The organism is Pelosinus fermentans JBW45, from assembly GCF_000271665.2.
Classification (GTDB): Bacteria; Bacillota; Negativicutes; order DSM-13327; family DSM-13327; genus Pelosinus; species Pelosinus baikalensis.
Map to the genome: position 1 here is coordinate 3706670 of NZ_CP010978.1, position 13261 is coordinate 3719930.

Annotated in this window: 11 protein-coding genes; all 11 read right to left on the bottom strand. The window is 39.3% G+C overall.

Annotated features, from left to right (window positions below):
* Positions 1-405 precede the first annotated feature (405 nt).
* Complete coding sequence (locus tag JBW_RS16530; RefSeq protein ID WP_007958462.1) at positions 406-3354, bottom strand: sigma 54-interacting transcriptional regulator; 2949 nt, start codon at positions 3352-3354, stop codon at positions 406-408.
* Between the two features lie 487 nt (positions 3355-3841).
* Entirely contained in the window at positions 3842-4804 is a 963-nt protein-coding gene (gene pfkA / locus JBW_RS16535; protein ID WP_007958463.1) for a 6-phosphofructokinase, read from the bottom strand.
* A gap of 86 nt (positions 4805-4890) precedes the next feature.
* Positions 4891-6606, bottom strand: a complete 1716-nt coding sequence (gene ptsP, locus JBW_RS16540) for a phosphoenolpyruvate--protein phosphotransferase (protein WP_007958464.1) — start codon at positions 6604-6606, stop codon at positions 4891-4893.
* Positions 6607-6610: 4 nt separating this feature from the next.
* Entirely contained in the window at positions 6611-6874 is a 264-nt protein-coding gene (locus JBW_RS16545) for an HPr family phosphocarrier protein (protein WP_007958465.1), read from the bottom strand.
* 64 nt (positions 6875-6938) lie between these two features.
* Complete coding sequence (locus tag JBW_RS16550) at positions 6939-7415, bottom strand: PTS system mannose/fructose/N-acetylgalactosamine-transporter subunit IIB (RefSeq protein ID WP_007958466.1); 477 nt, start codon at positions 7413-7415, stop codon at positions 6939-6941.
* Between the two features lie 24 nt (positions 7416-7439).
* Entirely contained in the window at positions 7440-7832 is a 393-nt protein-coding gene (locus JBW_RS16555) for a PTS sugar transporter subunit IIA (RefSeq protein ID WP_007958467.1), read from the bottom strand.
* Between the two features lie 379 nt (positions 7833-8211).
* Complete coding sequence (locus JBW_RS16560) at positions 8212-8493, bottom strand: hypothetical protein (protein WP_007958468.1); 282 nt, start codon at positions 8491-8493, stop codon at positions 8212-8214.
* Positions 8494-8519: 26 nt separating this feature from the next.
* Positions 8520-9569: a nucleoid-associated protein gene (locus JBW_RS16565; protein ID WP_235333840.1), complete on the bottom strand. Its 1050-nt coding sequence runs from the start codon at positions 9567-9569 to the stop codon at positions 8520-8522.
* 143 nt (positions 9570-9712) lie between these two features.
* Positions 9713-11140, bottom strand: coding sequence for an FAD-binding oxidoreductase (locus JBW_RS16570; protein WP_007958470.1), 1428 nt, complete (start codon positions 11138-11140; stop codon positions 9713-9715).
* 16 nt (positions 11141-11156) lie between these two features.
* Positions 11157-12200 carry an electron transfer flavoprotein subunit alpha/FixB family protein gene (locus tag JBW_RS16575; RefSeq protein ID WP_007958472.1) on the bottom strand — a complete coding sequence of 348 codons (1044 nt, stop codon included), beginning with the start codon at positions 12198-12200 and terminating at the stop codon, positions 11157-11159.
* Between the two features lie 18 nt (positions 12201-12218).
* On the bottom strand, positions 12219-13007 hold the full coding sequence (locus JBW_RS16580) for an electron transfer flavoprotein subunit beta/FixA family protein (RefSeq protein WP_007958474.1): 789 nt from the start codon (positions 13005-13007) through the stop codon (positions 12219-12221).
* Positions 13008-13261: the final 254 nt, after the last annotated feature.

Sequence of the window (13261 nt, forward strand, 5' to 3'; positions counted from 1 at the left end):
AGTGGTCAATTATGTTAGTGATAAGAGAAAGGCTTGGATAATATTGAACTAAATATATTTTCCAAAGTTGAATCTAGTCACACTTTTTGTGTTTATTTACTTTTTTTATAAAATCACTTACGTTTTTTTATTGTCCCCCTTACACTTTTGCACATTTTTAAAATACGTAAAAATAACTGAATTTTATATTTATATAGTCTCAAAAAATAAAAAAATGTTACGCATCCTATAAAACAGAGAAAACGAATTGAACCACAAAGGCGCAAAGTACACAAAGGGTTATCTATACATTGTGCGTTTGTGGTTCATAATTTTTTTATTTTTCCACCTACAAAACCTATAGGCACTACTATAACAAGGAAAGAGGCTTTTGTTATTAAAAAGCCTCTTTCCTTGTTATCAGCCTTACCCTTCTTCTACATTATTATTCTTTCGCCGCTCCATTTTGATAATCTCAATTAAATGGCAAATTTCTTCATCATTTACATTCACAGTGAATTGTTCTTCTAGAGCATTACTTACTTTTTTTAACACTGAATATTCAAGAGGATGCTCAGCAATAAATGCAGCTGTTTCTGGATAACTGATTCCTGCATGAGTAAGCAAGCGTTCTACCATACAGGCAGAATGTACTAACATGCGTACCAGTCCAGAAGAAGAAAACTCCACTTGCAATTCATCTTCTAGCTTTCTAATGCAGATCATAAGAGTATCCATCACTTTACGCGGATTCACAAAAGTCAGAAATTCATCCAACATACCTGCAACCATACCACGCATCACTTCCCAATCCATGCCTCTATCTGTATAACGATCTGCAATATCAGAGGCCTTTAACCCTTCCGTAAGCAGACGGCGCAGTTCACTGCCAGCACCACCCTGCATGAGCTCTTCGATGGCAATATGAGGTCTATCCTCCATTTGAGGATCAATACTGCCTACACTAGCTACGATATCATAGGAATGCTGCAAAGACATCAGGCGAGTTTGCAACATTTCCTGATTGCCAGCCTCTACAGCAATTACACGAATATTAAATAACTGCCACTGATTTAGCAATTTTTCTAATAAGCCCTTAATTTTAGCGGCTGCTCCCTGCCCTGTAAGGCAAGTAGTCAAAATAGCCTTATCTTTACCATTCATAAAATCAGTCGGGTTATTTGCCTGTACTACCGTTTGAACCATACTACGCGCTGTCCAAGCAGATCGATAGACAATATTGATATCATTTTTCGGTAATATGGCTTTATGTAATACATGCAGTACCATTAATGTACTTACCATTTCTACACTTTTTACCATGATACCCGTTCGATTCGTAAGAGCTTTCGCTACACCTGATAGCGAGCCCATATCAACCAGCAGAATTATGCCTTTTCCTTGGTCAATTTCTTTTGCCACCTGAACTGCTTTTTCAATTGCCCAATCTACATTGGCTTCTAGAGGCATATCAATTGCTTTGGCATGAGTAACTCCTAGCAGCTTATTCGCAAAATCTACCATACTGGTAGCAGTCGAGTTACCGTGTGTAATCACCAAAACACCAACTTTTCGCTCTTCCCTGCCTTGGCGATCGTCAAAGGTTGCCAGCATTAAAGCAATAAATCCGATTTCATCCAACGGGATCAAGATGCCCATCTGTTCACCAATGCACTGCGCCATTTTTTCTGCTACAATATATTCCTTAGGATGCTGCTCAGCCACGGATCTAACATTAGGATTTACAATAGGCAGGCCGCTGCGAATTCTTTCTACCGTAGCAGCAATATGAATGGCTAAGGCATAATATAATCTACGGCTCAGGGTTTTCCCCATTTTTTCAGCCAGGCTGCAGGCTAGGTCAAAAACACTGAGAAAATCTTGTGGCAAAACACTTTGTAAATATTCCTGGGATATTTCCAGTTGTTCAGGACCTAATCGCTGAAAATAGTTTTCAAAATCCATCTCAATGCATTGAACGATCTCTGCCTGTCCAATTCCTTGGGACTTAAGAAACTGCATGCGCTCACTAATAGTCTGATAGAAATTCTTTGGTAAGCTCCGATCTGCCTCTTCATCCGCCGCTACTCCATTTGGCTGAATGAATAATTCACTGCCTAAAGTACATAAAATTTTACTAGTTTCCAGGCGGGCTTGAGGATCATAGACAATGGCTTGTTTGATCTTAGGCGGCAGCTCTTCGTAAACCAGGCGAACAGGTGCCGCCTTATCTCCTCGATGCAAGAAAGCTTTTGCACATATTAGTTGCAAGTCATTGCGCAGCTGCCCAATATTGCCCTGACAGCGGTATAACAATAATGCCCACAAGGCTTCTTGGCTAACAATTAGCTTCGACTGAATATGTACGGCTTCACGTGCCAGTAAAAATTTAATTAGTTCAAATCGTTCGTGTAATGGTCTCATGGCTAAATCGGGCAGCGATATGACCACAGGTATACGTCGCAAGAATGTTTTTAATAAAGCAGAATCTGGATTTTCGGTAGTAGCTGCGACTAACCTTATGGTAACATGGCGAATTTTATCAGTATCACCCATGCGGCGAAAATCTCCACGGTCTAGTAGATAAAACAGCATTTCCTGCCCTTCTGGCGGCAAGCGATGTACTTCATCTAAGAATAACATGCCGCCATCCGCTTTTTCCACTAAGCCGGCTTTATCTTTATCAGCCCCAGTAAAAGCGCCTCGTACATGACCAAAAAGCTGAGACATCAAAAGCTGAGGATTATTTGCATAGTCAGCACAGTTAAATACAATAAACTGTCCACCATGAGCAATTTTTCCCTGGCTGCAAGCAAATCTATACATATATTCAGCAAATAAGGTTTTTCCCACACCTGTAGAACCAACTAATAGCGTATCTAAACCTTTTGGGGGATATAGAGCTGAAGCCTTTGCTTGCTCGACTGCGACTTTTAAACTATCTTGGGAACCAATTAAACCATCAAAAGAATCATAATTCTGAGCATTGTCATATAAGGCATTATCATTTTTCAGGCGCGTGGTATCAGATACCTCCACCGCCCTTCCTGATTGGGAAAATTCATTCGCAGCTAACTCTTCAATTTGCCGCTGGTGCCGTACCATTTCGGGAACCTTTCCCTTCAGTTCGGGATAAATACTTTCTACCCATTTCACTGTGACATAATAGGTGGATCGACTCACTACTTTTACTACCAACTTCTCCCTATGTAAGGCATTTAAATCACTGCTGACATTACTACGAGAAAACCCTGTTAAAACTGCCACTTCTTCTGCTGTAAAACCTAATGGTTTATGCTGCTGCATCATATTCTTATCTAGTTTTTTCGTGCATAATTCATCTAAGATTTCTAAAATTTTTAATTGACGTTTCATTTTTCGCTCTCCTTTAAGACAGCATAAGCTAGTAGTTCGCCAAGACTAAAGCTATGGGATGAATTGCGCGAGATTTCACCATGGATTTAGGCTTGGTGGACTACTAGTCATTTATAGTACATTATAAAACGTTATAATCTGTAATACAATTTTTTTATGCTTTGCTAATTCCAAAAGCGCTTTGCGTCCTTTAAAAACATATAAAGCGAACCAAACCGCAGAGGCGCAGAGAACGCAGAGAAAAACTATGATTAGAGTTAGAATATCCCCCTCAGTGCACTCTGCGTCTCTGCGGTTCAATCATTCTTTCCTTGCTCTCTTTCACACCAAGCATCCTAATTATATTTTTTCACCTACAAAACTTATAAACTCTGATACTAAAAAAAATAAAAGCATGGTTTTTATATACCGATGCTTTTATCGCTTTATCAGACGATCAAATTATGTTATTAGGTCTCTAACTCTAACCCGCAGTTTCTTGTCTTTGTTACTTGGACAGTAATGTTGCCAGCCGAAATGTAGAGGTATCAATTGTCCGTTTATGCCCAATGGCATCGGCTAAATCAATTGCAACGACTGCGCCGTTCTTCGAACCGAATAATACATTGGATATACCGGAAATCAGAGCCATCACTGCATGTTCCGCTAGTGTACTGGCTAAAATACGATCAAATACACTCGGAGATCCTCCCCGCTGTATATGCCCCAGTACAGATACCCGGGTATCAAGACCAGTATCCTTAGCAATCTTCTCACCAATGGTTACAGCACTGCCTACACCTTCTGCTACAACCACAATACTATATTTCTTTCCTGTATCCCGCGACTTGCTTAGCTTGGCGCACAGCTCATCTAAATTAACAGTCATTTCTGGAATCAGTATCTGCTCTGCACCACCAGCAAGCCCAGCCGTCATAGCAATCCATCCTGAGTTTCGTCCCATTACTTCAAGAACCATTACCCGTCCATGTGAAGAGGCCGTATCCCGCAGCTTATTAATCGCTTCTACGACTGTATTGATAGCAGTATCAAAGCCAATGGTATAATCCGTCCCCCAAATATCATTGTCGATCGTACCAGGTAAACCAACTACAGCAATTCCTAATTCAGATAACAATTGAGCACCTGTAAGAGATCCATCGCCACCAATAATAACTACACCTTCGATTCCTCGGCGTTTAAGATTTTCAGCAGCTTTTTGTCGGCCTTCTAACGTTTTAAAAACTTCACAACGCGCAGTTCCTAAAAAAGTTCCTCCCCGATGCAGAATGTCTCCTACTGAACGAGATTCCAATTTTATCATTTTATCTTCATACATGCCTGCATAGCCATTGTAAATTCCCCACACTTCTACCCCTTCATGGATAGCTACACGAACAACAGCACGAATAGCTGCATTCATACCAGGAGAATCGCCACCACTAGTCATGACAGCAATACGCTTTAACATCACACATTCCACCTCATTTTTGCTACTTCTCCAGAAAGGGCGAAGACTACTCTCCGCCCCACCTTCCTTAGAATGTATTACAACTATTATATTTCAAATTCTAAGGCTATTTCTTCTAACCTTTTCTTAATATCAGATGCAGTACGCAGACTTAATATCTCATCAGCCCATTTTTGCGTCTGCTTTACGTCAAGCTGGCGTATACGATGCTTCACTATAGGAACCGCACGCCCATTCATAGATAATTCCGTTAAACCAAGTCCCACTAATAAAGGAGTCGCTAGAGGATCCCCTGCCATCTCACCACACATACCTACCCATTTACCAGCTTTTTGTGCAGCTTTTGCAACATTGCCAATTAAGCGAACGACTGGCGGCTGAAAATAATCACTTAGATACGCCACATGTTCATTCATGCGATCTGCTGCCATTGTATATTGAACAAGATCATTAGTGCCAATACTAAAAAAGTCCACTTCTTCTGCCAAGATATCTGCAATCGCAGCTGCTGCCGGAACCTCAACCATAATCCCTACTGCCACATCGCTCTTATAAGGGATTCCTTCTTGCGTTAATTCTTTAGCAGCTTCTTGTAATAAGGCTTTTGCACTTAACAGTTCATCAACGGTAGCAATCATTGGAAACATAATATGCAAGTTTCCTGCTACACTTGCGCGTAATAAAGCACGCAATTGCGTTTTAAATACATCCTGGTACACCATACACAAGCGGATGGCTCGTAACCCAAGGGCCGGATTCGCTTCTGGCAATCCGCCAATAAAGGGCAGCTGTTTATCACCACCAGCATCCAGCGTACGAATTACAATCTTTTTATCAGGCATTGCCGCAAGTACGGCTTTATAAGATTCTACCTGTTCTTCTTCAGTTGGCACACTGGTTTTATCTAGGAACAAAAATTCCGTACGGAATAAGCCAACACCCTCAGCACCTGCAGCAATTACTTTTTCCATATCCCCAGGCGTACCAATATTACAAGCCAATTCGATATGATGACCATCTAATGTCTCGCTGGGTAAGTGACCAACCGATGCTAAAAGTGCAGCTCTTTCCTGTTCTTTCTTAATACGCAAGCGATAATCAGCTATTACATCCTCTTCAGGATCCACTAGGACTTCTCCCACATGTCCATCAACAATCACTGTATCTCCGTTAGTTAATTTCTCTAACTCACTGCCAATCCCTACAACTGCAGGGATGCCTGCTGCCCTAGCCAAAATAGAGCTATGAGAAGTCTTTCCTCCAAGAGCAGTGATAAATCCTGATACACAATTCAAATCAAGTGCCGCCGTATCAGAAGGCAATAAATCCTGAGCTGCTAAAATACCAGTATAGTTGACCTCGGCCGTACCACCCAGTAATATGCGTACTAAGCGTTTACCAATATCTTTGATATCAGCTGCCCGCTCCTGCATATATTCACTATCAAGACCAGCAAACATCGCAGCAATTTCATTGGCTGCATCTTCTACTGCCGCTTCAGCACTAGCTTGGTGATTATCAATATGATTTAAAACAACCTCAACAAAAGAAGGATCTGTGACCATTAGCTTATGAGCAGCAAAAACTTCTGCCTGTTGTTCACCCATATTGGCTGCTGTACGTTCTTGCAGTATCTCTAACTCTTTTTCAGCAGCCTGCTGTGCTGTATAAAAACGTTCTTTTTCAGCAGGGGCTTGTGATGCATCTACCAGGCGACAGAAATCATGTACCGCCTCTTGCATATGCATAATTTTTCCAATAGCTATTCCTGCTGAAGCTGCGATTCCTTTTATTTTCCACATAGTATCACTCTTCCCCAAATTTGTCATCCACTAGTTTTTTCAGGGCTGCACCTGCATCAGCAGCATCGGGACCATCAATTTTAACAAGTAAAGTATCACCTTTTTTTACCCCTAATCCCATAATACTAATGATACTTTTTGCATTGCCATTTTTTCCATCTTTAAATATTAAAATGTTGGATTTAAAGGAAGAAGCTTTTTGTGCGAACATAGCCGCTGGTCTAGCGTGTAACCCCGCCTGATTTTTAATTTGTAAATTCAATTCCATGTTTTTTACACAACCTTTCTTTTTGTTAAATATATTATTACACTACAATAGCAGTGGATACCCCTTAATTTATCTCGGGCATAAGGTCTAGCGGCGTATCATGAGGCAATATTTGAATTTGCAAATCAATGCCATGTTCATGAAGCTCTTTAAAAGCACGTTTATCAGTATCAGATATCGATACAGCTTTTGTCACCGGGGTCTTTCCTTGACCGAAACTCATCCCGCCAATATTGACCTTACTAATCTCTAAGCCATTTTCTACTAAATTCAATATAGTAGTAGGGTTAGTAACTAATAAAAGCAGCTTTTCTTCTGCAAAAATATCCGTTTTCAAGCTTTCTACCCCTTGAGTCACATTTAAGATCGTAACGTTGATACCAGGAGGTGCTACGGTTTCGAGAAGCATCTTGCGAATGAAGTCTAGCGCAACTTCATCATCAATCACGACAATGCGTTCGATTGGCATGGTCTTACACCACGCCATAACAATTTGTCCATGAATGAGACGATCATCAATTCTTACTAATTCAATTCCCACCTAATCTCTTCCTTCTTACTATAGTTACTTCATGATATCGAAATTACGAATGCCATCATGGCCTCCGTTTAGAGCGGCACTTGTTACATTCATCAATTTATCATTTCTGGCAGGTAATATTTCTAACAGCATGGGCATATTTACACCTGCAACCATCTCAATCCCTGGCTGCTGCATAGCCACTATAGCCGCTGCTTGATAGGGGCTCCCTCCTAGTAAATCAACGATTATGATAGTACCTTGACCAGTGTCTACACCTCTTACGGCTTCTCTAATGCGTAACTGCAAATCAGCTGTATTTTCTCCCATTGTAAAATCAAGAGATACAACCTGTTCCTGTTTCCCTGCAATCTGTTCTGCGGTAGTAAGCAAGGCACTTGCGAAACTTCCATGTGCAACAATTACTACACCAACCATTTTGTGCCCTCGCATATATTTTTATATTTTTATCTTCTTAATATTCTTGCAATAACCATGCCAAAACCTGTCTTATTCAAAATAGAAGTTGTACTACAGCGATTTGACAGACAATTCCTAGCTTTTCCTGATAGATTAGATTGCTTCTGTTGTTATACCAAACAATACAATTGAACTTGTTTTAATTGTGTTTTAATCGTGTTGTAATTATGTGTTTATTTTGATTAATATAATAATTCATACTATTTCCATATATATCCACAAGAAAAACGCTGCGCGTCCTTTAAAATAGATAAAGTAAACCAAACCGCAGAGGCGCAGAGAACACTGAGAAAAAAGCCTTATCTTGCAGATAAAGCCTTTTACAGATTAAGGTATGCTATTTTTTATAAACTTCCCAAGCTTCTGAAACTCTCTTACGATAGGATTCCAAACGATTAGCCAGTACCTTTTCTTCTCTACGCCCAGCTTCTATGGATAAATCATATAAGCTATTATTCATAGCATATATAACTGTTTTCATCAAATCGAATGTAGGATCTGGATTTATCTCACTACTTTCCGTCTTTTCCTGTAATTCCTTGATTAGAGTAATAGCAATGGCAACTTTTTCTTCTGGCAATTGCTGAATGAGTTCAATTAACTCAGCTTTAGAATTCATTTTATATTCTCTCCATTTCCCTTAGCTTATTCTTCTTCATTAAAAAAAACTTTATAAAAGTGCATACCTTTTTCATCATCAAAGCCTCGTTCAATAAACTGCATATTGCCAGTTTCTGTCGTGGGGCTTTTTACTTTAATCTCAATTTCAGTATCCAGTTTGATCATGTTTCTAAATTTCTTTTTCACACTCTTTACGGCTGGAGTGGAAATCGTAAACCCTTCTGCAGGGACAAAGCCTTGATTACTCTCATAATTTTGTTTATGCTCAATAAACTGCTCAATTAATTCCGGCTCTTTCACAACGGTTTGTACAAATTCTTCTAAATGAAATTGGTTATGTTTGTCGAAATATGCCACAGCTTCATTGACAAATACTACCTGATCTTTTTTATCGGCTTGATATATTTCACCATAAATATTTTCTGCAAAATCTCTGCACACCTGCAAACAATTTTCCGTATGAAAATATTCATCTTGTACATTGGTCAAGCGTAAGAATTCATCCTTCCAATATAAAGCTTGATTGTCACCTTTATTTACTGCATCCACAATGGCAACTCGATAACCATCAGCTGAATTGGCGTTAAAAATAATACATCCCTTATCCAGCTTTTTAACGTTAATCCCTTTATCGCTGCCAATCATAAACTCATCTGCATATTTGGTAACTTTTAAGTAGGTCTCCTTTTTTTCTGTTTTAAAAATACCAATTCCATCAGCTTTTTGATCATTGATTATACAATCTTTAAAATACGCCATATAGAATTCTCCGCCTTTAATTTGCGGATGAGAAGATTTCTCATATAGATGTTTTAAGATGCTAATGGATTGTTCATAAAAAGTTTCCGGTTCTATAAATATACTGCTCACATACATGTATAATTCGTTCAAATGAATATCTGTTTCATGAAAAAATTTATACAATACTTTTTCTTTAAAGGATGATAAAAAATATTTTAGCAACAGTTCCTCTACATTGCCATCTTTCATATCATAAGAACTTGGTGAAAGAAAAACACCTTCATCCCGCAGCTTATTCCCTACTTTATGTATTACTAACTGCTCTAAACTCATACTCGAAAAATCAAACAACCTATTTCATCCTTCCTGCTACTGACAAACTTAATATTTTATTATTGTATCATACTTTTATACATTTTTAAATCTAACAAGAAAACAGCCTAAATCTCGGGATAAGAGACTTAGACTGCTTTTGCTTATGATTCGGCAATTGTACCAAGTAGTACGACTTTTCCAGGATTCATAATGTTATTTGGATCAAAAGCTTCTTTCACTGTCTTTAGGACTTTCTTTTGTCCTTCGGTCATGTGCTTATACATAGCTGATATTCGTTTTGCACCAATACCATGCTCTCCGGATAAGTTACCTTCAAGAGCATATACAGCATCATAGATTTCAGCTAAAACGGCATCTTTCAAATCATGCCAAGCATGTTCATCACGAGCTTCACGCAAAATGGTAGCATGAATGTTTCCATCGCCAGCATGACCAGCACTGGGGATTTTGCACTCAAATTTTGCTGCAATTTTTTCAATCGCATCCAGTGCTGCAGGAATGTTTGCAATTGGCACTACAATATCTTCCATGCAATATACTGGGCTCAGCATACGAAGTGCTTCCGCATAGGCTTTACGTGATTTCCAAATGCGATCTTGTGTAGAAATATTATCTGCTACGAATACTTCTAGCGCGCCATTTTCTTTACATAGCTTTCCAATGGTTTCATAATCTTCTTGTACTTGCAGTTCTGTATTGCCATCCACCTCACAGATAATATATGCGCCTGCATCACTAAATGGCAGCTTTTTATTCAAATACAATTCCGCTGCTTTAATTGACAAACTATCCATAAATTCAACAGCAGTCGGGATAATACCAGCAGTCATAATCTTGGGTACCACTTTAATAGCAGATTGCATGTCTGGGAAAGGAACCAATAAATCTGCAACATATTGAGGCAATGGCATTAATTTTAGCCAAATTTTTGTAATAATCCCTAGCGTACCTTCTGAGCCAACCATTAAATGTACCATATCATAGAAAGTAACATCTTTTACGTTCTTACCACCATAAACAACGATTTCCCCGTCAGGCATAACCACTTCTAAACCATATACATGACGTCCTGTTACACCGTATTTAATTGCTTTGTTGCCACCGGCATTTGTTGCAACATTGCCCCCAATGAAGGAAGATTCTGCAGAACAAGGATCACCAGCATAAAAGAGATTTAACTCTTTGGCTTCTTTTTGCACTTCTCCTGTCGTTACACCAGGCTCTAAGACCATGAATAAATTTTCTTTGTCGATTTCTAGAATTTTATTCATTTTTTCTAATGATAATACCATACCACCATGGAGTGGAACAGCACCTGCTGCAAGTCCAGAGCCGCCGCCTCTAGGCGTAATGGGAACCAATTCACGATTTGCCAGCTTCACAACTTCAGCAATCTGCTGGGCATTTTCCGGTTTTATAACAACTTCAGGCATTTTCTCCCAAAGTTTATCAGATGTTTCATCACGAGAGTACATTTCCATTTTTTCTTCATCTACAACTACGTTGGCTTTACCTAGAATTGCTTCTAATTGTTTAATAATGTTCTCTGTTACTTTGTTAAATTGCATTACTACCCCTACCTCCTTATGCACTCGCTTTTATTTTTTTGACTGTTTCAATCAGCATAGGCATCACTTCAAACACATCGCCTACAATACCGAAGTCGGCCACTTTGAAGATTTGTGCTTCAGGGTCTTTATTGATTGCCACAATAACATCCGAGGTCTGCATACCTGCTAAAAATTGAATTTTACCTGCTATACCCGCAGCAATAATTAGTTTAGGAGACACGGTCTTACCAGATAGACCAACCTGATGGGGATACGTAGACCAGCCAAGCTCAACTGCATCACGAGTAGCACCCACGGCAGCTCCCATTAACTCTGCTAATTCTTCTATTAATTTGAAACCTGCGGCATTCTTCATTCCCTTGCCACCGGCAATAATGATATCTGCTTCTTCAATACTTACTGCTTGCGTAGTATCGATTATGAACTCCAGGAACTTTTCAACTGTCATTGTTGTTGCACCTGCATAATTCTTAACAATGATTTGACCAGTTCTAGAAGTATCCACAGGAGATTGTTTGGCAGATCTTGGACGTACGGTTGCCATTTGTGGACGTGTATCAGGCGTCTTAATGGTAGCCATAATATTGCCGCCAATCGCTGGACGAGTTTGTAATAACAGTTTTGTATCAGGATCGACAGTAAGTTCTGTGCAGTCAGCTGTTAAACCAGTATTGGTTTTAGCTGCAACTAAAGGCATTACCGTACGGCCCGTAGTTGTTGCACCAGCGATGATAACTTCTGGTTTTTCTTCATTCACTAAACGAGTAATTGCATTGCTGTAAGGCTGGGTTAAGAAGTTCTTGAAAATAGGATCTTGGATGAAAAAGACTTTATCAGCACCGCGAAGAATGACTTCGTCCAAATTCTCAATTTCATCACCTAGTAGTACACAGGCAAGTTCACAGCCAAGGTCATCGGCAATGCCACGTCCCCAAGTTAAGAGTTCAAAAGTAACGGCTTGAATTTTACCATCCCGTTGTTCACCTAGTATAAATACACCTTTAAACTCGGAAAGATTCTTAGCTTCCGCTATGCTGCAATTTACATACATTGACATCTTTATTATTACCTCCTTTTATAAAACATCCTTTTGAACTAAGAACGACATCAATTCATCAATTGGCTGCATTGTCGCATTGGCTTTGACCATAATCGTATCCCGAGATAGTTTAGGGCTAAAAATTTTAACCACGCGAGTTGGTGATCCAGTTAGACCAAGCTCACTTTTATCAAAACCAAGTTCTGCATTCCCAAGCATTGGAACTTCAACTTTCTTTGCTTTTAACTTACCGTCTAACGTAGGGAATCCTGTATCACTAATATCCTTATTTACAGAAACTAATACTGGGAAAGTAACTTGAACTCTTTCAAAACCACTCTCAACAGTACGTTTAACAATAACACCATCTTCTAACACTTCTAAGGCAGAGACATAGGTTTGGGCTGGGACCCCTAGGTAGTGAGCAATCATGGCGGCGGTCTGACCAGTCTCGCCATCAGTAGCCCGCTCTCCACAGAGAATCATATCAAAATCACCGGTTTTCTTGATAGCTGCAGCAATAACTTTAGCTGTTGCAATGGTATCGGAACCAGCAAACTCTCTGCCTGATACTAAAACCCCATCATCAGCCCCCATTGCAATTGCCTCTTTGATTGCTTTCATTGCTGAGATTGGCCCCATGCTAACAGCAGTGATTTTGACATCAGGATAGGTATTCTTAATTCGAATTGCCTCAGCCAATGCATTTTCATCTAATGGGTTAATAATCGTATCTTTACCAGTACGCACCATGACACCGGTTACAGGATCTAATTTTACCGAATCAGTTCCGGGAACCTGTTTGACAAGAACTATAATTTTCAAATAAATACACCTCCTATTATATTCTGCGAGATTACGGGGAATTTTACACTTACATATATATTTCCACAATATTGTTTAAATATTGCAAAAAGCCAAAATAAACTGTATTTAGTGAATTTAGTATTTAATCGGACAATTCTTGTTTTTTATTTTACAACAGAAAATACAGGAGGTAAAATCTTTTATAGTAATCGAACCCATGCGTTTTAGCTATATGTAATTGTGAAGTAATTCTCATATAGAATGTTACTTTT

Bases quoted from the DNA above. Each gene is read 5' to 3' on its own strand.
- JBW_RS16530 (WP_007958462.1), bottom strand. From the start codon at position 3,354: ATGAAACGTCAATTAAAAATTTTAGAAATCTTAGATGAATTATGCACG.
- pfkA (WP_007958463.1), bottom strand. From the start codon at position 4,804: ATGTTAAAGCGTATTGCTGTCATGACTAGTGGTGGCGATTCTCCTGGT.
- ptsP (WP_007958464.1), bottom strand. From the start codon at position 6,606: ATGTGGAAAATAAAAGGAATCGCAGCTTCAGCAGGAATAGCTATTGGA.
- JBW_RS16545 (WP_007958465.1), bottom strand. From the start codon at position 6,874: ATGGAATTGAATTTACAAATTAAAAATCAGGCGGGGTTACACGCTAGA.
- JBW_RS16555 (WP_007958467.1), bottom strand. From the start codon at position 7,832: ATGGTTGGTGTAGTAATTGTTGCACATGGAAGTTTCGCAAGTGCCTTG.
- JBW_RS16560 (WP_007958468.1), bottom strand. From the start codon at position 8,493: ATGAATTCTAAAGCTGAGTTAATTGAACTCATTCAGCAATTGCCAGAA.
- JBW_RS16565 (WP_235333840.1), bottom strand. From the start codon at position 9,569: ATGAGTTTAGAGCAGTTAGTAATACATAAAGTAGGGAATAAGCTGCGG.
- JBW_RS16570 (WP_007958470.1), bottom strand. From the start codon at position 11,140: ATGCAATTTAACAAAGTAACAGAGAACATTATTAAACAATTAGAAGCA.
- JBW_RS16575 (WP_007958472.1), bottom strand. From the start codon at position 12,200: ATGTCAATGTATGTAAATTGCAGCATAGCGGAAGCTAAGAATCTTTCC.